Genomic DNA, 21,579 nt, shown 5'->3' with positions numbered 1-21,579 from the left:
GATAGCATCCCCACATGTGTCATGAAGCCCAATAGCGTCAGGCTCAGACCGGCAACACTGTAGCCTGACAACAAAGGGCATAAACCGGCCGCCCGAATGTGCATCGGGAATGGCCCTAGCCAGAAGGTAGATTTATGAAACGCGCAGTCGTCGTTTTTAGCGGTGGACAAGACTCCACGACCTGCTTGATCCAGGCATTGCAACAATATGATGAAGTTCACTGCATCACGTTCGATTACGGCCAGCGTCATCGCGCCGAAATCGAGGTGGCCCAAGCCTTATGCCAAACTCTGGGAGCCAAGGCGCACAAGGTTTTGGACGTTGGGTTGCTCAATGAGTTGGCCATCAGCAGCCTGACTCGCGATAACATTCCAGTACCCGCCTACGACAGTTCACAGACCGATGCCTTGCCAAGCACCTTTGTGCCGGGGCGCAACATCCTGTTCCTCACCCTGGCGGCAATTTATGCCTACCAGGTGGAAGCCGAAGCCGTGATCACTGGCGTGTGCGAGACTGATTTCTCGGGCTATCCGGATTGCCGCGACGAGTTTGTTAAGGCCTTGAATCAGGCCATCGTGCTGGGGATCGCACGTGATATTCGCTTCGAAACTCCACTGATGTGGCTCAACAAGGCTGAGACCTGGGCGCTGGCGGACTATTATCAACAGTTGGAACGTATCCGCCATGAGACGCTCACCTGTTATAACGGCGTTCAAGGCGACGGTTGTGGTGAATGTGCGGCCTGCCACCTGCGCGCCAACGGGTTGCAGCAGTATCAGCAGGACAAGGTCGGCGTGATGGCCAGCCTGAAGCGGAAAACCGGCTTGGTTTAAGCCAGTTTATGGGCGGCTGCAGTGCCGCTCAATAAGTCAGATTAAGCCATCGTTGGGTCCCCTCACCCCAACCCTCTCCCACAGGGAGAGGGAGCTAGTGCAGAGCCGGAATTGGGAACGGAGTTAATCTGTAGTAATTGCAAGATCCCCTCACCCCAGCCCTCTCCCACAGGGAGAGGGAGCTAGTGCAGAGCCGGAATTGGGAACGGAGTTAATCTGTAGTAATTGCAAGATCCCCTCACCCCAGCCCTCTCCCAATGTAAAGACAGGGGTCTACATGGACACCTGTTAAAGGAGAGGGAGAGGGTACAGAGTTGCCATCAAGGCAAGAGCTATCTCTTACATGTGCCATGTACGATGTTGTCATCGGGTACTGAGTTATCCCTGTAGCACCGACCCTTTCATTTACCGATGGTCAGGCCGTGAAAGAAATACCCGCTGGCACGTTCGGTCCCCTCTCCCTGTGGGAGAGGGCTAGGGTGAGGGGCCATGACCAGCACGATGCTTAATCAGGCCTCAGCATCTTTCTGCTGTAGTGCCACCAGGTGTTCACGCAGTGCGCCTTCAATCGGCAGTGCCCGCTGGGTTTTCAAATCGATACAGACAAAGGTCAGCGTCGCGTCGGCAACCACTGTCCCCTCCGGCTCCAGCAATACCTGCTGGCTCAGTACACCGCTCTTGCCATTGAGTTGCAGCATCTGGCTATCGATACGCAGCTTATCCCCCAATACGGCAGGCTTACGATAATTGATATTGATGTTCACCACGATAAACGCGATGTTGTTTTGCGTCATCCAGTGGAAAGCATCCAGATCCTCCAGCCACTCCCAGCGCGCTTCCTCCAGGAACTCCAGATACCGGGCATTATTAACGTGTTGATAGACATCAAGATGATAGCCACGAACTTTGATATAAGTCTGCATAGTGAAACAACCGCTCCTGCTCTGGTGATAGCGAATTAATACCGGCATACCCGTTCAGTGTTATCCCTCCTTGCTGGCAGCATGCTTATACCGCAGGGCTTGGCAAAGAGTTTGCGATGGATGACTGGTATGACCTGTAAAATGTAGCAGAGCAGCGCGGCTGCGAGGGCACTTTGCCACGCAGCCGCGAGCGGGATCACATTTTCAGCCGATCACGATTTCTTTCCACCAGGGAAGGGCCGATCCCCGGCACCTCCTGTAGCTGGTCAATTTCGCTAAACGGCCCGTTCTGTTCGCGGTAGCGCACTATGGCTTCTGCCTTTTTCAGCCCTACGCCGTTCAACACGGTGGCTAGCGCCTCTGCATCTGCCTGGTTAATGCTGACCTGGGCTTCACCCTCGCTTTGCGCTTCAGGGCTGACCTTAGGCGATACCGCAGCGGCCTGTGGTTGTCCCTGAGAGGGTTTCTCTGCGGCAATGGCCGAGCTCCCTATCAGGCCAAACAGCGCCGCCGCCAAGAGTAGCTGGCGGATAACGGTAAAACAGATAATGGCTTTATTTTCGCTAAGTTGCATGCTGTATCCTCCTTGTGTTTGACAGCAAGGTTACCTTGCCGCAGCGGCGGAAGATCGGCAAATGGCAGAGTTTAAATGTGGAAAAGGCCGCGAAAGCGGCCTTTGAGTATTGCAAGCTGTTGCAAAGAAATGCGGTGCTTATTCCCACCCACTTAGGGAGGAGTACGGGCGCAGCATGATGCTGCCCCTCTACAAAACCAGAGAACGGAGATTACGGCTGTTGCTGCTCAGCGGCACCCATTTTGATCTTGGCTTCTTTGCGCAGGTTAGTCAGCAAGGCATCGAAGGTTACGCTAGCGCTTCCTTTCTCCATGTTGCTGACGAAGGTTTTCATTTCGTCTGCTGGCAACGTGCCTGGCTTAACGCTATCCAGGGCGATCAACACCACGTTCCCTTGAGCATCCTGTGACATGCCGTAAACCACTTTACCGGCTTCCGGGTGCGGCAGAGCGAATACGGCTTCCACCAGTTGGCTGTCTTCCGGGGCGCGCGCCATTTTCTGTACGCTGCCGAAGCTCAGACCAGCGGCTTTCATCGCCTCATCGCCTTTGCCCTGCTTCAACTCAACCAGCAGTTTTTCACCCTGCAGCTTGGCTTCTTGCAGTGCCTTGTTGTGTTTGACCATCGCGGTTACGCGATCTTTCACCTTGTCGAAAGGTTCAATCCCTTCCGGCTGATGGGCCACAACGCGAACCACGAACGCACGGTCACCGTCAACGGTGATGACGTCAGAGTTGCTGCCTGGTGCGCCGTTCTCGCCAATCAGCGAACCATCGAAGATGGCCTGCACAACCGGCTTGAAGTTCAACGCAGCTGGAACCGAGTCACGGGTAAACCATTCGGTGCTAGCCGCCTTGGTACCCGCAGCTTCTTCCGCTGAGGCCAGGGACTCGTTATCGCTGGTCGCCGCCTCGCTGACTTTCTGCTGCAGCGCATAGTAGGCATCTACCGCTTTTTCCTGCTTGAGCTGCTTGGCGATAGCATCATGCACTTCGCTCAATGGCTTCACCAGCGCTGGCTTGATATCGTCCAGGCGCACGATCAGGTAACCCACTGAAGACTTCACTACGCCAGAAAGTTGGCCTTTCTCGGTCAGGTTAGCCTGTTTCAGTTCGTCAGCCGTGGTGTCTGGCTCCATCCAGTCCATTTCGCCACCGGTACGGCGCGAGATGATGTCGGTGGATTTCTCTTTCGCCAACGCAGCGAAATCACCACCGTTTTTCAGCTCTTCCAATACCGCTTTGGCATCCGCTTCGGTTTTCAGCTGGATCACGCTGAATTTTTTGCGTTCCGGCTGGCCAAAGCTGCTTTGATGCTCGTCGTAATAGGCGCTGATATCCGCTTCGGTAACGGTCACTTTATCCTGCAATGCTGCGGCATCCAGCGGGATAAAGCTCACTTTCACCTTCTCTGGTGCGATGAAGCTGTTCTTGTTCTGCTCGAAGAAGGCCTTCAGCTCTTCGTCGGTGACGGTTTGCTTGGCCATCATGGCATTGAGATCGATCGTCGCCAGACGCACGTCGCGCTCTTGCAGAACCAGGGCAACCATAGACTGTGCTTCGCTTGGTGGGACGATATCGGAACCGCCGAAGCCCTGGATCATCTGCTGGTTGATTAACCGCTGGCGCGTGTATTGCGCATATTGATCTGCGCTAAAGCCCGAACGGTTAATCAAGTCGAGATATTTGGCGTTGTCGAACTTGCCGTCAGTCTGGAAATAGGCTTCTTGACGGATGGCATCTTTCACCTGATCGTCACTGGCACTCAGGCCCAGCGTCTTCGCGTACTGATCCAGCAGCGACTTGTCGATCAGTTGAGACAGCACCTGCTGGCGCATCTGCTGCATATAACCTTCGTTGCCAGCCATGGCAGAGAAACGGTCGCCCAGTTCCTGCTGCATACGGCTACGTTCACTCTGGAAAGCCTGTTCCAGCTGGGCACGTTCGATCACCTGGCCATTTACTTTCGCAGCGTAATCGCCGGCACTTCCCTGATAGCTGACCACTCCAGTCAAAAGAAATGACAAGATAATCAGCCCCAGGATGATTTTTAGCACGACGTGGTTAGCAGCCGCGCGTAAATTGTCCATCATAGTGTGACAACACTCCGCTGTGATGTGGATTAACAACCCTTGTGCAGGCGCGTTCCCTGCGACAAAAATAAAAAAAGCGCATCAACCTGATGCGCCTTATATCTTACCTTACCAATACCGCTGCGTCAGGTGATTGTTTACCGGCGACGCGATGCGATTAAACGCGGTAATCAGTTTACTGCGTCTTTCAGGGCTTTCCCTGCACGGAAAGCCGGAACTTTGGCTGCCGCGATTTTGATCTCTTTACCCGTTTGCGGGTTACGGCCGGTACGAGCTGAACGCTCACGCACGGTGAAAGAACCGAAACCAACCAGAGCCACGTCATCCCCTTCTTTCAAGGAATCGGTAACGGAAGCAATAATTGCGTCCAAAGCACGCCCTGCTGCCGCTTTAGAAATATCAGCACCCGCGGCAATTTTGTCGATCAGTTGTGACTTATTCACTCTATCATCCCCTCTAGAATTCAAAACGTCGCACCGAAAAAATCCCTACGGTTACGACAGCGCTGCTGTTATATCAATCCCGTCGTGCCTTGGCAAGCCACCAAAATGCGGCGAAACGCTAGCCGACAGGGATCTAACTTAGCGGCACAAAAAAATACTGGCAAGTCCGAATTGGCTTGCCAGCATGAGTTTTATCAATGGTTTTTGCTATACGTCACTATTTTACCGCTACCGGCTGTGCGCCGAAGGCCGGATTGACCAGTGCAATGTTCAAAACTTCATCGATTCGCTGTACCGGATGGATCTCCAGATCGGCAATGACGTTGTCCGGGATCTCTTCCAAATCGCGCTTGTTCTCGTAAGGGATCAGCACGGTTTTGATACCGCCACGGTGTGCCGCCAGCAGCTTCTCTTTCAGGCCACCAATCGGCAACACATGACCACGCAAGGTGATCTCACCGGTCATCGCCACATCGGCGCGCACCGGGTTGCCTGTCAGGCAGGAAACCAGCGCGGTACACATGGCAATACCGGCGCTTGGGCCGTCTTTCGGCGTCGCCCCTTCCGGCACGTGGACGTGGATATCACGTTTTTCATAGAAATCGGCGTTGATGCCCAACTTCTCTGCACGTGCACGTACCACGGTCAACGCAGCCTGGATCGACTCCTGCATCACTTCACCCAAAGAACCGGTGTAGGTCAGCTTGCCTTTGCCCGGTACGCAGGCGGTTTCAATAGTCAGCAGATCGCCGCCCACTTCCGTCCACGCCAGCCCGGTTACCTGGCCTACGCGGTTTTCGGTGTCTGCACGGCCGTAATCAACACGCTGAACGCCCAGATAGTCCTTGAGGTTCTCGCCGTTGATCTCGATGTGCTTGAGCTTCTTGTCCATCAGCAGCGACTTGACCGCTTTACGGCACAGCTTGGAAATTTCACGCTCCAGGCTACGCACCCCGGCTTCACGGGTGTAATAGCGGATGATGCCGATAATGGCACTGTCATCTACCGTCAATTCGCCTTTCTTCAACGCGTTGCGTTCAAGCTGCTTTGGCAACAGGTGCTGTTTGGCGATATTCAGCTTTTCGTCTTCGGTGTAGCCGGAAAGACGGATCACCTCCATACGGTCCAGCAGCGGTGCCGGGATGTTCATCGAGTTCGAGGTCGCCACGAACATCACGTCGGACAGATCGTAATCCACTTCCAGATAGTGATCGTTAAACGCCACGTTCTGTTCCGGATCCAGCACTTCCAGCAGGGCTGAAGCCGGATCGCCACGCATGTCGGATGACATCTTGTCGATCTCATCGAGCAGGAACAGCGGGTTTTTCACCCCAACCTTGGCCATTTTCTGGATCAGTTTACCCGGCATGGAGCCGATGTAAGTCCGGCGGTGACCGCGAATCTCCGCTTCGTCACGTACGCCGCCCAGCGCCATACGGACATATTGGCGGCCGGTCGCACGAGCGATCGACTGCCCCAGCGAGGTTTTACCCACGCCAGGAGGCCCTACCAGACACAGGATTGGCCCCTTGATTTTGCTGACGCGGCTCTGCACTGCAAGATACTCAAGGATGCGGTCTTTGACGCGTTCCAGGCCGTAGTGATCGGTATCGAGCACTTCCTGCGCCTTGAGCAGGTCTTTTTTCACCTTGCTGCGCGCATTCCAAGGCACCTGGATCATCCAGTCGATATAGCCACGCACGACGGTCGCTTCCGCAGACATCGGCGACATCATTTTCAGCTTTTGCAGTTCCGCTTCGGTTTTCTCACGCGCTTCTTTCGGCATTTTGGCCGCTTCGATCTTGCGCTTCAACGCCTCATGTTCATCCGGCGTGTCGTCCATCTCGCCCAGTTCTTTCTGAATCGCCTTCATCTGCTCATTCAGATAGTACTCGCGCTGGCTCTTTTCCATCTGTTTCTTGACGCGGTTACGGATACGCTTCTCAACCTGCAACAGGTCGATCTCCGACTCCATCATCGCCATCAGGTACTCAAGACGCTCGGTGATATCGAACATCTCCAGCACCGACTGCTTGTCGCTGAGCTTCAGCGGCATATGCGCGGCGATGGTATCCGCCAGGCGCGCAGCGTCGTCGATGCTGTTCAATGAAGTCAGCACCTCCGGTGGAATTTTTTTGTTCAGTTTGATGTAGCCTTCAAACTGATTGATCGCCGTGCGCACCAGGACTTCCTGCTCACGCTCGTCGATAGCCGGTGATTCAAGATATTCAGCCTGGGCAGCGAAGTGCTCGCCGCTGTCGGAGAGCGTGGTAATACGCGCACGCTGTAAACCTTCGACCAGCACCTTGACCGTGCCGTCCGGCAGTTTCAGCATCTGTAAAATCGATGCAACGGTACCGACCGAGAACAGATCGTTAATGCCAGGTTCATCCGTCGAGGCCTCTTTCTGCGCCACCAGCATGATCTTTTTATCGTGATCCATTGCGGCTTCGAGGCACCGAATCGATTTTTCCCGGCCAACAAACAACGGGATCACCATGTGCGGATAAACCACCACGTCGCGCAATGGCAACACGGGGATTTCAATGCGTTCGGAACGCTCAGGGTTCATAGAGCTCTCTCTTAGTTTAATTTCCGCCAGGATTAGGGGGATCTCATGAGACGCAAGCATCAAACGTTTCACAAAATCTGGATTATGAGTATATGGGGATGAATCTCTGACATTCAACGGTAACAATGTAGAGAAAAAGAAAAGGGGGATAAAATCCCCCTTTTACGATTAACTTTCTGGTTTGACTGGCTAATTATTCGCCAGAAGCCTGCGCTTCCGGCTTGCCGTAAATCAATAACGGCTTGGATTGGCCAGCGATCACAGATTCGTCGATCACCACTTTATCTACGCTTTCAAGCGACGGCAGATCGTACATGGTGTCCAGCAGCGCGCCTTCGACAATCGAACGCAGACCACGGGCACCCGTTTTACGCGTCATAGCCTTCTTGGCAATGGCATTCAGCGCTTCCTCACGGAATTCCAGATCTACCCCTTCCAGATTGAACAACGCCTGATACTGCTTGGTCAGGGCGTTTTTCGGCTCTTTCAGGATCTGGATCAGTGCCTCTTCGCTCAGTTCGCTGAGGGTGGCAACCACCGGCAGACGACCGATGAATTCCGGGATCAGGCCAAACTTGATCAAGTCTTCCGGCTCTGCCTGCAACAGCAGTTCGCCTTCGGTGGCTTTTTCAGATTCACCCTTCACCGTGGCACCAAAACCGATACCGGAGCCGGTGTTAACGCGCTGGCCAATCACCTTATCCAGGCCGGCAAACGCACCGCCGCAGATAAACAGGATCTTGGAGGTGTCCACCTGCAGGAATTCCTGCTGCGGATGTTTACGCCCACCCTGTGGTGGAACCGCCGCAATCGTGCCTTCGATCAGCTTCAGCAACGCCTGCTGCACGCCTTCGCCCGAAACGTCACGGGTGATGGACGGGTTGTCTGACTTACGTGAAATCTTGTCAATTTCATCGATATAGACGATGCCGCGCTGGGCTTTCTGCACGTCGTAGTCGCATTTCTGCAACAGTTTCTGGATGATGTTTTCCACGTCCTCACCCACGTAACCAGCTTCGGTCAACGTCGTGGCATCGGCCATGGTGAAAGGCACATCCAGGAAACGTGCCAGCGTTTCTGCCAGCAAAGTTTTGCCGCTGCCGGTTGGGCCGATCAGCAAAATATTGCTTTTGCCCAGTTCGATGCCATTGCTGGTATCGCCGTTACGCAGGCGTTTGTAATGGTTATAGACCGCCACAGCCAGAACTTTTTTCGCCTGTTCCTGGCCGATAACATAATCGTCCAGGTGGTGACGAATTTCGTGCGGTGTCGGCAATGAATTACGCTCGCGATGCGGCGCAACCTCTTTAATCTCTTCGCGAATAATGTCGTTACACAGATCAACACATTCATCGCAGATATACACTGACGGACCGGCAATCAGCTTACGCACTTCATGCTGGCTTTTGCCGCAGAAAGAGCAGTACAGCAGCTTTCCTGAACCGTCTTTGCGCTTATCTGTCATGAGTCAAACCTCTTCTTTTGTCTTTGTCCCGCACCATTACGCGGCGACAATGCGCCCAAACTTTATACCGGGAACGCCGATAACGCTGTTTAAAGCGAGCCAGGCCCGCTCTGAATACTATAGTCTATCGGCCCGCAAGCCGCGCGCTACCCATCACCCTTCAGGCGGCAGGTACGCACTGCAGCTTGCGACCCTTTGGGTATAGTTTTAGCTGCGGTGCGTCAGAATGCTGTCGACCAGACCGTATTCTACCGATTCTTCCGCCGTCATGAAGCGGTCACGTTCGGTATCACGTTCGATCTGTTCCAGCGATTGGCCGGTATGCTGTGCCATCAACTCATTCATGCGAGCCTTAACCTTCAGGATCTCACGCGCATGGATTTCAATATCCGTTGCCTGACCCTGGTAGCCGCCCAGCGGCTGGTGGATCATCACTCTGGAGTTTGGCAGGCAGAAACGCTTGCCCTTGGTGCCTGCCGTCAGCAGGAACGACCCCATGGAACACGCCTGCCCCATACAGATGGTGCTGACGTCCGGTTTGATAAACTGCATGGTGTCATAGATTGACATGCCAGCCGTGATCACGCCGCCCGGTGAGTTGATATACAGGAAAATATCTTTTTCTGGGCTTTCTGCCTCGAGGAACAACATCTGCGCCACGATCAGATTAGCCATATGATCTTCAACCTGGCCGGTCAGGAAGATAATGCGCTCTTTCAGCAGGCGGGAATAAATATCGTAAGAACGCTCCCCGCGCGAAGTCTGCTCTACCACCATCGGCACCAGTGCCATGTTAGGTGCAAATTGGTCTCGTTCGCCACTGTATGACATTACCGTCTCCTAATAGAAATTGCCTTGGCGCCATTGTCTGTCGATTCTACTTGAGAACGGCCATCATGACTACGTTCAAGCCATCGACAGGCTCCACACTGATTTGACGGCGCTATCATTCCGCCAGGCGGATAAAGCGGCCCATACTGTTGTAGGAATTGGGGGGTCACAGAGCGAATTTCAAGCCCGGTGAACAATTTCACCAACATCCCTGTGTGGCAGGCAAGGTCACAACCACTGTCCTTCCGCCGCCGCCATTCATCCTCGACCCAATAAATATAGTGCATATTGCCACAGTTAAGCCGAGATTAATCAGTCACGTGGCAAAAGAAAAGCCCGTAACCAAAGTTACGGGCCTTATAAGGAACTCCCAGCTACGGCAATGGACCTGCCATCAGGTCGCTCCTGGCATCAACCAGCATTACGCTTGTTGAGTCTGGTTCATCAGCTCGCTGAAGGTAGTGGCTTTTTCAGTCACTTTCGCTTTAGCCAACAGGGCTTCTACCGCTTGTTCTTCCAGAGCAACGTTACGCATGTTGTTCATCAGCTCTTTGTTTTTGCTGTAGAACTCAACAACTTCGCTCGGATCTTCGTAGGCGGAAGCCATTTCTTCGATCAGGGTCTTAACGCGATCTTCATCGGCTTTCAGATCGTTGGTGCTGATCACTTCGCCCAACAGCAGACCGACCACAACGCGACGTTTGGCTTGCTCTTCGAACAGTTCGCGTGGCAGTTCCAACGCTTGTTGCTCGTTGCCACCAAAACGCTGTGCAGCCTGACGACGCAGAACGTCGACTTCGCCGTCGATCAGTGCCGCTGGCACGTCGATTTCGTTAGCGTTGACCAGACCGTCGATAGCCTGAGTCTTGATGCGGTTACGCACGGCGCCTTTCAGTTCGCGCTCCATGTTTTTACGCACTTCAGTACGCAGACCGGCGAGAGAACCATCAGCCACGCCGAAACGCTTGATGAATTCTTCGGTCAGTTCTGGCAGCTCGCGCTGTTCAACTTTCTTCAGCACGATAGCGAACTTGGCCGCTTTCCCTTTCAGGTTTTCTGCGTGGTAATCTTCTGGGAAGTTGACGTCGATGGTGAACTCTTCACCGGCTTTATGACCCACCAGACCTTCTTCGAAGCCTGGGATCATGCGGCCCTGGCCCATAGCCAGAACGAAATCGGCAGCTTTACCGCCTTCAAACTCTTCACCGTCGATAGAGCCGGTGAAATCAACGGTCACGCGGTCTTCAGCAGTGGCTGCGCCGTCGGTGTCTTTCCAGGTCGCCTGCTGCTTACGCAGAGTTTCCAGCATGGTATCCACATCGGCGTCGTTAACTTCAACCACAGGTTTTTCAACCTCGATGCTTTCCAGGCCTTTCAGCTCAACTTCTGGATAGACTTCAAATTCCACGGTGAAAGCGAAATCTTCGCCTTCTTTATACTCGCCCGGTACGTAGTTTGGTGCGCCGGCCGGGTTGATTTTCTCTTTGATGATCGCGTCAACAAAGTTGCGCTGCATCAGATCGCCCAGCACGTCCTGACGGACGGAGGCGCCATAACGCTGTTCGACGATGTTCATCGGCACTTTGCCTTTACGGAAACCGTCGATACGTACGCTTTTAGCTGCGTTGATCAGCTCTTTCTTTACTGCCTGATTGATAACATCAGCGGGTACAGTAATAGAGAGACGGCGCCCAAGGCCTTGAGTGGTTTCTACTGAAACTTGCATCTTGTTACCTCAAAAAAATCACAGTGCTCGGTCAACTCCGTTCCAAGAACCAGGACGGCTACATTAAAAACCGAGTTCCCTGATGTCGAGAGCGTTCCGAAACCATTCCGGAAAAAATAGACGCGACATTATAGCGGCGCAAGCGTAGCTAGTCGAGGATGGCAAGGCAGCACTGGCGCGTTAAAAATCACACTTTTGCCGATTTTTCGCCCAAATACCTTGATGCCATGGCCATCAGAGCTGCAAACGCCTTCGGCTTTGTCGTCGTCAAAAACAGCAACGGCCCGCAGGCCGTTGCAAAATTCGTCAGTAGTAATACCTTAAATACGGGTAAAAGTTCCACTGATACCGTAAATTTTAGGTATTAAGCCAATGTGCCCGCCCCACGACAAGGTGGTGAGGCAGGAACCGTATCCTGCAACCCTTCCCACTCTTTCAGGGTATAGGTATGCAATGCCAGCGCGTGTACGCCGTTTTCCAGTTCCTCCGCCAACACGCCATAAATGGAGCGATGCCGGGTCAGGAACCGTTCGCCGACAAAGCGGTCGCTCACCAACACCACTTTGAAATGACTTTCGGATCCAGCAGGAACGTTATGCCGATAGCTCTCATCAGTCACTTCCAGATACGCGGGTTCAAACGCCGCCCTTAACTTTGCTTCTATTTGCTCGCGGATCATAGGATCTCCTTACAAAACCGGCAGGCTACCAGGTTCTACTTTAATATTAGTCGGTTTTGCCCTCGCCAGAACATGGCTATCGTAAATCGCACCGCTCTTCGCTGTAAAAAGCATCAATAAAGCGGCTCAGTTGAGGTTTATCCGATTGAGCCTCACGAAAAAGCCTGTTTTTATCCTGGTTGAGGAAAAATTTACGTCACGGCCACCTTCAACACTTCCCCCCGTTGTTGGCAATGCTATGATGGCGGCAATTTATCGTTGACTCTAGCGCTTTGATTATCAAGCACCCACAACCCTGCCCGCGGGCTTGAACAGCACCGGGTATAAAACCACGATTGATGAGACAGTAATAATGTTAAAAAAACTTTGTCTTCCGCTGCTGGCTGTACTTCTGTTGGCTGGCTGTGCTACCAGCACCAATACGCTGAACGTAACCCCTAAGATCGTGTTGCCACAGCAGGATCCCACCCTGCAAGGGATCACCATCAGCATTAACGGTGCAGACCAACGCCCCGATCAGGCACTGGCAAAAGTGAACCGTGACGGCCAACTGATCACCCTGACCCCATCACGCGATCTGCGCTTCCTGCTACAAGAAGTGCTGGAAAAGCAAATGGGCGCGCGTGGCTATATGATTGGGCCATCTGGTGCGGTTGATTTGCAGATCGTGGTCAATACGCTGTTTGCCGACGTTTCCCAAGGCAACCTGCGCTACAACATCACCACCAAAGCGGATATTTCAATCATCGCGCAGGCCAAAAACGGCAACAAGCAGGTGAAGAACTACCGTTCTACCTATAACGTGCAGGGTGCCTTCACCGCCAGCAATGAAAAAATCACCGATGCGGTCAACACCGTGCTAGGTGACGTCATCGCCGATATGGCTCAAGACACCAGCGTCAACGACTTTATCAAGCAAAACGCACGTTAATCAGGCAATGCCTCGCGCTGCTCGGTTTACAGGGCAGCGCAGATCGGGATCTCATGTCGAAACAGTATCTGAATATTTTTACCCAGCGTAATTCCGTCATCCTGTTGGTGTTGGGCTTTGCCTCGGGGCTGCCGTTGGCATTAACCTCCGGCACGCTGCAAGCCTGGATGACCGTCGAAGGCCTCGATCTGAAAACCATTGGTATCTTTTCGCTGGTAGGTCAGGCCTACGTGTTCAAGTTCCTCTGGTCACCGTTTATGGATCGCTACACTCCCCCGTTCCTTGGGCGGCGGCGTGGCTGGTTGTTGATCAGCCAGTTGCTGCTGGTAGTGGCCATCGTGGCGATGGGGTTTATGAATCCGTCACAGCATCTGTGGTGGCTGGCCACGCTGGCGGTGGTGGTAGCATTCTGTTCTGCCTCACAGGATATTGTTTTTGACGCCTACAAAACCGATCTGCTGACGGCCGAAGAACGCGGTGCCGGGGCCGCAGTGTCGGTACTGGGTTATCGCCTGGCGATGCTGGTTTCCGGCGGGCTGGCCCTGTGGCTGGCCGATCGCTATTTCGGCTGGCAGGCGACTTACTGGTTAATGGCCGGGCTGATGCTAATTGGCGTAGCCGCTACGCTGATGGCACCAGAACCGGACGACGGCATTCCTGCGCCGCGCACCCTCGAGATGGCGGTAGTCGCTCCGCTGCGTGACTTCTTCGCCCGTAACAATGCCTGGCTGATCCTGTTGCTGATCGTGATGTATAAGATGGGTGACGCTTTTGCCGGGAGTTTGAGCACCACCTTTCTGATCCGCGGCGTCGGCTTCGATGCCGGCGAGGTCGGTCTGGTAAATAAAACGCTCGGTCTGTTTGCCACCATCGTCGGGGCCCTGTTCGGCGGCGTCTTGATGCAGCGTCTCAGCCTGTTCCGGGCGCTGATGCTGTTCGGCATTTTACAGGCGGTTTCCAACATTGGTTACTGGCTGTTGGCGATCACCGCTAAAAACATCCTCACAATGGGCAGTGCCATTTTCCTGGAAAACCTGTGCGGCGGCATGGGCACGGCAGCCTTTGTCGCTCTGCTGATGACCCTGTGCAACAAATCCTTCTCCGCCACCCAGTTTGCCCTGCTCTCGGCGCTCTCCGCCGTTGGCCGTGTTTACGTCGGGCCGATTGCCGGTTGGTTCGTGACCGCTCATGGCTGGCCACTGTTTTACCTGTTCTCCATCGCGGCTGCGGTTCCAGGCCTGCTACTGCTGTTAATCTGCCGCCAGACATTGGAATACACGCAACGCACCGACAACTTTATGCCACGTACCGAGTTTCGTGCCGCCTACCGCTGGGCATTACGTCTGCTGGGCGCCGGTTGCTCGCTGCTAGGCATATGGTTGCTGTTGCTGATCGCCAACGCGCTGGATTGGACCGACTGGCCCAACCTCGCCGTGCAGCTGCTGCAAACCGGTGCCATGCTGAGCCTGGTGGGGATTATCATGGGCAGCCTGTTGGACTACCTGGCGTTGCGCCGAACGCAATTAGCGTGATTTTTTTGTTGGCCGATAAAATTCGGCCAACAAAAAAGCATCAGAAAAACGAATTTATTTCGTTAAAAATTTAATATTTTCGCCAAAGCTATTTTTTTACCCGAGTAAAACGCTCGGAAATAGATTTTAATTCACCTCAACAAAACAAAAATTTTACATTAAATAAACCTTTTTGCGCCTATTCAAACATCGCCACCGCTGACGCAATATCCTGACATACCCTTGGTTTTCCATGACATAGCATCCCCCCGGAACGATTCAGCTCGCCAACACGTTGTTGCCATTAGTAAATTGTCACCTTACGTTACATGTGTGACCCCCTTAACAGAAAGTGTCAACAAGCCGCTGACACTCTCTTAAGTATGTTTACAGTACTGCAACCTTCCCGTAAAATGCCCGCACACATGAAACGACAATATAGAGCCTTGGTAATTGGGGTCGTTAGATGAGACTTAAGAAATACAATAAAAGTATTGGGATGTTATCCTTAATTGTCGCCACCGTTATGCTAAGCGGTTGCGATATGGTGTTGATGGATCCCAAAGGAGCAATAGGTGTTGAGCAACGAAGACTGATCCTCACGGCAATCGGCTTGATGCTGATCGTTGTGGTGCCAGTGATCTTCATGGCATTTGCCTTTGCCTGGAAGTATCGTGCTTCCAACAAGAGCGCCAAGTACAGTCCGAATTGGTCACACTCCAACAAGATTGAAGCGGTCGTCTGGACCATTCCAATCATTATCATCGCCATCCTTGGCACCATAACCTGGAAAACAACCCACGCGCTGGATCCATTCAAGCCGATTGTCGCCGACAAAAAGCCAATGACCATCGAAGTGGTGTCGTTAGACTGGAAGTGGCTGTTCATCTACCCAGAGCAGGGTATCGCGACCGTTAATGAGCTGGCTTTCCCGAAAGATGTTCCAGTCGAATTCAAAGTCACCTCTAACTCGGTAATGAACTCGTTCTTTATTCCTCAGTTAGGTGGGCAGATTTATGCGATGGCCGGGATGCAGACCAAACTGCACCTGATCGGCAACGAAGCAGGCAAATACGACGGTATTTCCAGCAGCTTCAGTGGCCGCGGGTTCTCCGGCATGAAATTCACCGCCATTGTCACCCCGACCGAAGGCGACTTCGATCAGTGGGTAGCCAAGGTGAAAGAATCGTCTAATACCCTTAACGCCACCAGCGATTTTAACAAACTGGCAGAGCCGAGTGAAAACAACCCGGTTGAGTACTTCTCCAGTGTCAAACCGAATTTGTTCAAAGAGACTATTGGCAAATTCATGGGTGATATGCACATGCACAAAGGCGCAGAAGCTTCCGCGCACCAGGGCATGGATATGAGCCAGGGTATGGACATGAGTGAACATGCTCACGCCGGAGCCGAGGAATAATCTGATGTTGGGAAAATTAACACTTGATGCGGTTCCGTTGCATGAACCGATCATCATGGTCACCGTTGCTGCAATCATCGTTGGCGGGCTAGCCCTGCTGGCGCTGATCACGTATTTCGGCAAATGGAAGTGGCTGTGGAGCGAATGGCTGACTTCGGTCGACCATAAAAAAATTGGTATCATGTACATCATCGTGGCCATGGTTATGCTGCTGCGTGGTTTTGCTGATGCCATCATGATGCGTAGCCAGCAGGCGCTCGCGTCTGCCGGTGAGGCCGGATTCCTGCCGCCGCACCACTACGACCAGATCTTTACCGCGCACGGCGTCATCATGATCTTCTTCATGGCGATGCCTTTCGTCGTGGGTCTGATGAACGTGGTGGTCCCGTTGCAAATCGGTGCGCGCGACGTTGCCTTCCCGTTCCTGAACTCCCTGAGCTTCTGGTTCTTCGTGGTCGGCGTGGTCTTGATCAACATCTCGCTGGGTGTCGGTGAATTCGCGCAGACCGGTTGGTTGGCCTATCCGCCGTTATCAGGTAAGGAATACAGCCCTGGCGTCGGGGTCGATTACTGGATCTGGAGTCTACAGATTTCCGGTCTGGGTACCCTGTTGACCGGTGTGAACTTCTTCGCCACCATCCTGAAGATGCGTGCCCCTGGCATGCCGATGATGAAGATGCCGGTATTCACCTGGGCAGCACTGTGTACCAACGTGCTGATCATCGTCTCCTTCCCAATTCTGACCGTCACCGTCGCGTTGCTGACCCTGGATCGCTATCTGGGCACCCATTTCTTTACCAATGATATGGGCGGCAACATGATGATGTACATCAACCTGATTTGGGCCTGGGGTCACCCAGAGGTGTATATCCTGGTTCTGCCAGTGTTCGGTGTCTTCTCTGAAGTGACCGCCACCTTCTCGAAGAAACGTCTGTTCGGCTATACCTCACTGGTATGGGCAACCATTGCGATCACCGTCCTGTCGTTTATCGTTTGGCTGCACCACTTCTTTACCATGGGGTCAGGCGCCAACGTTAACGCCTTCTTCGGGATTGCCACGATGATCATTTCCATCCCGACCGGGGTGAAAATCTTCAACTGGCTGTTCACCATGTACCAAGGCCGTATTCAGCTTAACTCCGCGATGCTGTGGACCGTGGGCTTCATCATCACCTTCTCCATCGGTGGGATGACCGGCGTACTGCTGGCGGTACCGGGTGCTAACTTCGTGCTGCACAACAGCCTGTTCCTGATTGCCCACTTCCATAACGTGATTATCGGTGGTGTGGTGTTCGGTTGCTTCGCTGGCCTGACCTACTGGTTCCCTAAATCCTTCGGCTTCCGTCTGAATGAGACCTGGGGTATCCGCGCATTCTGGTTCTGGATCATCGGTTTCTTCGTCGCCTTTATGCCGCTGTATGCACTGGGCTTCATGGGGATGACCCGCCGTATCAGCCAGAATATCAATCCTGAGTTCCACCCTCTGCTGCTGGTTGCGGCTGGCGGTGCAGCGCTGATTGCCTGCGGTATCCTGTGCCAAGTGATCCAGGTTTACGTCAGTATCCGCGACCGCGAGCAAAACCGCGATCTGACCGGTGACCCATGGGGTGCACGTACGCTGGAGTGGTCAACTTCTTCACCACCTCCGTTCTATAACTTCGCCGTAGTGCCAGAAATTCACGATCGTGATGCGTTCTGGGACATGAAAGAAAAAGGCGAAGCCTATAAGAAACCCGCGAAGTACGAGCCGATTCATATGCCGAAGAATACCGGTGCCGGTGTGATTATTGCTGGCTTCAGCCTGGTATTTGGTTTCGCGATGATCTGGGATATCTGGTGGATGGCGATTGCTGGCTTCGTCGGCATGATCGTGACCTGGATCGTCAAGAGCTTCGATGAAGATGTTGATTACTATGTGCCGGTTGATGAGATCGAGCGCATTGAAAACCAACACTATGAACAAATCAGCAAAGCAGGCGTGAAACATGTCAACTGATACTCTGACCAACCATAGCGCAGCCCATGCCGAGCATGGGCACCACGACGCAGGAGAAACCAAGGTCTTCGGATTCTGGGTTTACCTGATGAGCGACTGTATTTTGTTTGCGAGCTTGTTCGCAACCTATGCAGTACTGGTGAACGGGACCGCTGGCGGTCCCACTGGGAAAGATATCTTCGACCTGAATTTTGTACTGGTTGAAACTTTCCTCCTGCTGTTCAGCTCCATCACCTACGGTATGGCGATGATCGGCATGAACAAGGGCAAGGTAAGCAGCGTTAACACCTGGCTGTTCCTGACCTTCCTGTTTGGCGTCGGCTTCGTGGCGATGGAGATCTATGAATTCCATCACCTGATCGCCGAAGGTTACGGCCCAGACCGCAGTGCGTTCCTCTCCAGCTTCTTTGCGCTGGTAGGTACTCACGGTCTGCACGTAACCACCGGTCTGATCTGGATCATCATCATGATGATTCAGGTGAGCAAGCGTGGCCTGAACCCAACCAATAAAACCCGTCTGATGTGTCTGAGCCTGTTCTGGCACTTCCTGGACGTGGTCTGGATCTGCGTATTTACCGTTGTCTACCTGCTGGGGGTAATGTAAATGAGCCATTCATCCCATGATACCTCTCACGGCGGCGCAAGCCACGGTAGCGTGAAGTCATATCTGACCGGCTTTATTCTGTCGGTCATCCTGACGGTAATTCCATTTGCGATGGTGATGAGCGGCAGCGCCTCTCACTCAACCATCCTGGCGGTTGTGGTCGGCATGGCGGTTATCCAGGTGATCGTTCACCTGGTTTACTTCCTGCATATGAACACCTCATCGGAAGAGCGCTGGAACCTGGTGGCATTGCTGTTCACCGTTATGATCATCGGTATCGTTGTTGTGGGTTCACTCTGGATTATGTACAACCTAAACATCAACATGATGGTCGATTAAGAGCAGAGCTGGACGTGATGATTAAGCAATACCTGCAAGTAACTAAACCAGGAATTATTTTCGGTAATTTAATTTCTGTCGTCGGGGGATTCCTGCTCGCTTCCAAAGGGAGCATCGACTATCCCCTGTTTCTCGCCACCCTGTTAGGGGTCTCGTTGGTGGTTGCCTCGGGCTGTGTATTTAACAACTACATTGACCGCGACATCGACAAGAAAATGGAGAGAACGAAGAACCGGGTGCTGGTAAAAGGCCTGATCGCGCCGAGTGTGAGCCTGGTTTACGCTACCTTGCTGGGTATTGCTGGTTTTGCACTGCTGTATATCGTGGCCAACCCGCTGGCCATGTGGCTGGCGGTGATGGGCTTTGTAGTTTATGTCGGCGTTTACAGCCTGTACATGAAACGCCACTCGGTATACGGCACGCTGATCGGCAGCCTGTCTGGGGCCGCGCCGCCGGTGATTGGCTACTGCGCAGTCACCAACGAGTTTGATGCTGGTGCATTGATCCTGCTGGCTATCTTCAGCCTGTGGCAGATGCCGCATTCCTATGCGATTGCCATCTTCCGCTTTAAAGATTACCAGGCAGCCAATATCCCGGTACTGCCGGTGGTGAAAGGCATCTCCGTTGCCAAAAACCACATCACGCTCTACATCCTGGCGTTTATGATCGCCACGCTGATGCTGACCCTGGGCGGTTATGCTGGCTACAAATACCTGATCGTCGCAGCGGCGGTGAGCGTGTGGTGGCTAGGCATGGCGTTACGCGGTTACAAAGCGGAAAATGACAGCGTCTGGGCGCGCAAACTGTTTGTGTTCTCAATCGTGGCCATTACTTCACTCAGCGTAATGATGTCGATCGATTTCAGTGCCAGTGCTACACCAGAAACCCTGTTAACCTACGCTTGGTAAACAGCGGTAATCTGCGAATGGGCCGCTTAGCGGCCCATTTTATTTGTTTCGGAGAAAAGCACGCCAACTGTAATATCTGTTAAACAACATTCGATTTACCCCCCCTGCCCTACGCACTAGAATGACGCAACTTTGCCGAGGCTATTCCAACGGGCTAAGTCCTCCTACTTACCCCGTTGGAATAGGCTTTACTGAGGTCAAAATGAACGACAATATAATGACGCCCCAAGAACGCCGTGCGACCTGGGGCTTGGGAACCGTATTCTCACTGCGCATGCTTGGCATGTTTATGGTGTTACCGGTACTGACCACCTATGGGATGGCGCTGCACGGTGCCAGTGAGGCGCTGATTGGCCTGGCTATCGGTATTTACGGCCTGGCGCAGGCGGTATTTCAGATCCCCTTCGGCCTGATTTCGGACCGCGTTGGCCGTAAGCCGCTGATCGTCGGTGGGCTGTTGATATTCGCCCTTGGCAGCGTGATCGCAGCCTTAAGCGACTCTATCTGGGGCATCATTCTGGGCCGTGCATTGCAGGGTTCCGGGGCGATAGCCGCTGCGGTAATGGCGCTGCTGTCGGATTTAACCCGCGAACAGAACCGAACCAAGGCGATGGCGTTTATCGGTATCAGCTTCGGTATCACCTTTGCTATCGCCATGGTGGTGGGCCCGATAGTGACCCATGCTTTCGGTTTGCATGCGCTGTTCTGGATGATTGCCGTGCTGTCACTAGCCGGTATCGCGATTACCTTGCTGGTCGTCCCTTCTGCCGACGAACACGTGCTGAACCGGGAATCGAGCATCGTGCGGGGCAGTTTTAGCAAGGTGCTGAACAATTCGCGGCTGTTGAAACTCAACTTTGGCATCCTGTGCCTGCATATCTTGTTGATGTCCAGCTTCGTTGCCTTACCGTTGGCGATGGAAAAGGCCGGGCTAGCCGCTGCGGACCACTGGAAAGTCTATCTGGTCACCATGCTGGTTTCCTTCATTGCCGTAGTGCCGTTTATCATTTATGCGGAGAAATACCGCCGTATGAAGCAGGTCTTTATGGGTTGCGTGGCAGTGCTGTTTTGCGCCGAGGTAGTGCTATGGTTTTCTGGCCAGAATCTATGGGGCATCATTGCCGGAGTGCAGTTGTTCTTTATGGCGTTTAACGTCATGGAAGCCATTCTGCCTTCGCTGATCAGCAAAGAGGCCCCAGCGGGTTATAAAGGCACGGCGATGGGGGTTTACTCCACCAGCCAGTTTATTGGCGTGGCCATCGGTGGCAGCGTGGGCGGCTGGTTATATGGTTTTCAGGGAGCAGGGTTGGTGTTTATCGCCGGTGCGGTACTTGCCGCTGTCTGGTTTGTGGTCAGCAGCACCATGAAAGAGCCGCCTTACGTCAGCAGCCTGCGTATCACGTTGTCTGAACTGGCGGTAAAAGATTCGGCGTTACAAAGCCGTTTGCTGGCTCAGCCGGGCGTAGCGGAAGCGGTTGTGGTTCCCGAGGAGCGCAGCGCTTACGTGAAGGTAGATACCAAACAGACCAATCGCGGTCAGTTGGAAGCCCTGATCGCAGCGCTTTAAGGATGCCCATCTACTTTGGCTTGATCGTCTGTTGTTCCCCCTCACCCCAACCCTCTCCCACAGGGCTGAGGAATCCCCAGAAAAAAATGAAAGGCACGATGAAGTGTGATCTACTGGTTGCGCTAACAAAACAGAAGAGACCTCATCGTGCCTTTACAAACAGTT

At 53.4% G+C, this 21,579-nt stretch carries 18 protein-coding genes; 9 read left to right on the top strand and 9 right to left on the bottom strand.

Going from position 1 to position 21,579, the window contains the following annotated elements:
* Positions 1-134 precede the first annotated feature (134 nt).
* A complete protein-coding gene (gene queC / locus ACMV5I_RS20945) occupies positions 135-833 on the top strand; it encodes a 7-cyano-7-deazaguanine synthase QueC (protein ID WP_024483948.1) in 699 nt (232 codons plus the stop codon).
* A gap of 509 nt (positions 834-1,342) precedes the next feature.
* On the opposite strand, the gene ACMV5I_RS20940 is transcribed toward queC, so the two are convergent.
* From ACMV5I_RS20940 to bolA, 9 genes are all read right to left on the bottom strand, one after another.
* Positions 1,343-1,756 carry an acyl-CoA thioesterase gene (locus ACMV5I_RS20940; RefSeq protein WP_024483947.1) on the bottom strand — a complete coding sequence of 138 codons (414 nt, stop codon included), beginning with the start codon at positions 1,754-1,756 and terminating at the stop codon, positions 1,343-1,345.
* A 196-nt stretch (positions 1,757-1,952) separates the two neighbouring features.
* Complete coding sequence (locus tag ACMV5I_RS20935) at positions 1,953-2,330, bottom strand: ComEA family DNA-binding protein (RefSeq protein WP_414825194.1); 378 nt, start codon at positions 2,328-2,330, stop codon at positions 1,953-1,955.
* 211 nt (positions 2,331-2,541) lie between these two features.
* Positions 2,542-4,422: a peptidylprolyl isomerase gene (gene ppiD, locus ACMV5I_RS20930; protein WP_414825193.1), complete on the bottom strand. Its 1,881-nt coding sequence runs from the start codon at positions 4,420-4,422 to the stop codon at positions 2,542-2,544.
* A gap of 170 nt (positions 4,423-4,592) precedes the next feature.
* Positions 4,593-4,865: a nucleoid-associated protein HU-beta gene (gene hupB, locus ACMV5I_RS20925; RefSeq protein ID WP_004954599.1), complete on the bottom strand. Its 273-nt coding sequence runs from the start codon at positions 4,863-4,865 to the stop codon at positions 4,593-4,595.
* A gap of 217 nt (positions 4,866-5,082) precedes the next feature.
* Positions 5,083-7,437, bottom strand: a complete 2,355-nt coding sequence (lon, locus tag ACMV5I_RS20920) for an endopeptidase La (RefSeq protein WP_021805482.1) — start codon at positions 7,435-7,437, stop codon at positions 5,083-5,085.
* A gap of 193 nt (positions 7,438-7,630) precedes the next feature.
* Positions 7,631-8,902 carry an ATP-dependent protease ATP-binding subunit ClpX gene (gene clpX, locus ACMV5I_RS20915; RefSeq protein ID WP_021180166.1) on the bottom strand — a complete coding sequence of 424 codons (1,272 nt, stop codon included), beginning with the start codon at positions 8,900-8,902 and terminating at the stop codon, positions 7,631-7,633.
* 207 nt (positions 8,903-9,109) lie between these two features.
* The gene (clpP, locus tag ACMV5I_RS20910) at positions 9,110-9,733 is read right to left on the bottom strand and encodes an ATP-dependent Clp endopeptidase proteolytic subunit ClpP (RefSeq protein WP_021180167.1); all 624 of its coding nucleotides are present in this window, start codon (positions 9,731-9,733) and stop codon (positions 9,110-9,112) included.
* 421 nt (positions 9,734-10,154) lie between these two features.
* Positions 10,155-11,459, bottom strand: coding sequence for a trigger factor (gene tig, locus ACMV5I_RS20905; RefSeq protein ID WP_024483944.1), 1,305 nt, complete (start codon positions 11,457-11,459; stop codon positions 10,155-10,157).
* 364 nt (positions 11,460-11,823) lie between these two features.
* Entirely contained in the window at positions 11,824-12,138 is a 315-nt protein-coding gene (gene bolA / locus ACMV5I_RS20900) for a transcriptional regulator BolA (RefSeq protein ID WP_021805484.1), read from the bottom strand.
* 352 nt (positions 12,139-12,490) lie between these two features.
* On the opposite strand from bolA, the gene ACMV5I_RS20895 reads away from it, so the two are divergent.
* From ACMV5I_RS20895 to ACMV5I_RS20860, 8 genes are all read left to right on the top strand, one after another.
* Positions 12,491-13,069 carry a lipoprotein gene (locus ACMV5I_RS20895; protein ID WP_024483943.1) on the top strand — a complete coding sequence of 193 codons (579 nt, stop codon included), beginning with the start codon at positions 12,491-12,493 and terminating at the stop codon, positions 13,067-13,069.
* Between the two features lie 53 nt (positions 13,070-13,122).
* Positions 13,123-14,601: a muropeptide MFS transporter AmpG gene (ampG, locus tag ACMV5I_RS20890; protein WP_284121134.1), complete on the top strand. Its 1,479-nt coding sequence runs from the start codon at positions 13,123-13,125 to the stop codon at positions 14,599-14,601.
* A 445-nt stretch (positions 14,602-15,046) separates the two neighbouring features.
* Positions 15,047-16,000: a cytochrome o ubiquinol oxidase subunit II gene (gene cyoA / locus ACMV5I_RS20885; RefSeq protein ID WP_024483941.1), complete on the top strand. Its 954-nt coding sequence runs from the start codon at positions 15,047-15,049 to the stop codon at positions 15,998-16,000.
* Between the two features lie 4 nt (positions 16,001-16,004).
* Positions 16,005-17,996, top strand: a complete 1,992-nt coding sequence (gene cyoB / locus ACMV5I_RS20880) for a cytochrome o ubiquinol oxidase subunit I (RefSeq protein ID WP_021180174.1) — start codon at positions 16,005-16,007, stop codon at positions 17,994-17,996.
* On the top strand, positions 17,986-18,600 hold the full coding sequence (locus ACMV5I_RS20875) for a cytochrome o ubiquinol oxidase subunit III (protein ID WP_024483940.1): 615 nt from the start codon (positions 17,986-17,988) through the stop codon (positions 18,598-18,600). Before cyoB ends, ACMV5I_RS20875 begins: the two co-directional genes overlap by 11 nt.
* Complete coding sequence (locus ACMV5I_RS20870; RefSeq protein WP_021180176.1) at positions 18,601-18,939, top strand: cytochrome o ubiquinol oxidase subunit IV; 339 nt, start codon at positions 18,601-18,603, stop codon at positions 18,937-18,939.
* A gap of 17 nt (positions 18,940-18,956) precedes the next feature.
* Positions 18,957-19,847, top strand: coding sequence for a heme o synthase (cyoE, locus tag ACMV5I_RS20865; RefSeq protein ID WP_121606042.1), 891 nt, complete (start codon positions 18,957-18,959; stop codon positions 19,845-19,847).
* Between the two features lie 202 nt (positions 19,848-20,049).
* The gene (locus tag ACMV5I_RS20860; RefSeq protein ID WP_121606041.1) at positions 20,050-21,414 is read left to right on the top strand and encodes an MFS transporter; all 1,365 of its coding nucleotides are present in this window, start codon (positions 20,050-20,052) and stop codon (positions 21,412-21,414) included.
* Positions 21,415-21,579: the final 165 nt, after the last annotated feature.

The sequence above is a fragment of the Serratia sp. T13T92 genome, from assembly GCF_047530105.1.
GTDB classification, from domain to species: Bacteria; Pseudomonadota; Gammaproteobacteria; order Enterobacterales; family Enterobacteriaceae; genus Chania; species Chania fonticola.
The sequence above is the reverse complement of the archived record's forward strand: the minus strand, read 5'-3'. Positions and strand labels throughout refer to the sequence as shown.

Bases quoted from the DNA above. Each gene is read 5' to 3' on its own strand.
- ACMV5I_RS20940 (WP_024483947.1), bottom strand. From the start codon at position 1,756: ATGCAGACTTATATCAAAGTTCGTGGCTATCATCTTGATGTCTATCAA.
- clpX (WP_021180166.1), bottom strand. From the start codon at position 8,902: ATGACAGATAAGCGCAAAGACGGTTCAGGAAAGCTGCTGTACTGCTCT.
- lon (WP_021805482.1), bottom strand. From the start codon at position 7,437: ATGAACCCTGAGCGTTCCGAACGCATTGAAATCCCCGTGTTGCCATTG.
- tig (WP_024483944.1), bottom strand. From the start codon at position 11,459: ATGCAAGTTTCAGTAGAAACCACTCAAGGCCTTGGGCGCCGTCTCTCT.
- cyoA (WP_024483941.1), top strand. From the start codon at position 15,047: ATGAGACTTAAGAAATACAATAAAAGTATTGGGATGTTATCCTTAATT.
- ACMV5I_RS20895 (WP_024483943.1), top strand. From the start codon at position 12,491: ATGTTAAAAAAACTTTGTCTTCCGCTGCTGGCTGTACTTCTGTTGGCT.
- ppiD (WP_414825193.1), bottom strand. From the start codon at position 4,422: ATGATGGACAATTTACGCGCGGCTGCTAACCACGTCGTGCTAAAAATC.
- ACMV5I_RS20860 (WP_121606041.1), top strand. From the start codon at position 20,050: ATGAACGACAATATAATGACGCCCCAAGAACGCCGTGCGACCTGGGGC.
- bolA (WP_021805484.1), bottom strand. From the start codon at position 12,138: ATGATCCGCGAGCAAATAGAAGCAAAGTTAAGGGCGGCGTTTGAACCC.
- cyoE (WP_121606042.1), top strand. From the start codon at position 18,957: ATGATTAAGCAATACCTGCAAGTAACTAAACCAGGAATTATTTTCGGT.
- ampG (WP_284121134.1), top strand. From the start codon at position 13,123: ATGTCGAAACAGTATCTGAATATTTTTACCCAGCGTAATTCCGTCATC.
- queC (WP_024483948.1), top strand. From the start codon at position 135: ATGAAACGCGCAGTCGTCGTTTTTAGCGGTGGACAAGACTCCACGACC.
- cyoB (WP_021180174.1), top strand. From the start codon at position 16,005: ATGTTGGGAAAATTAACACTTGATGCGGTTCCGTTGCATGAACCGATC.
- ACMV5I_RS20875 (WP_024483940.1), top strand. From the start codon at position 17,986: ATGTCAACTGATACTCTGACCAACCATAGCGCAGCCCATGCCGAGCAT.
- ACMV5I_RS20935 (WP_414825194.1), bottom strand. From the start codon at position 2,330: ATGCAACTTAGCGAAAATAAAGCCATTATCTGTTTTACCGTTATCCGC.
- clpP (WP_021180167.1), bottom strand. From the start codon at position 9,733: ATGTCATACAGTGGCGAACGAGACCAATTTGCACCTAACATGGCACTG.
- ACMV5I_RS20870 (WP_021180176.1), top strand. From the start codon at position 18,601: ATGAGCCATTCATCCCATGATACCTCTCACGGCGGCGCAAGCCACGGT.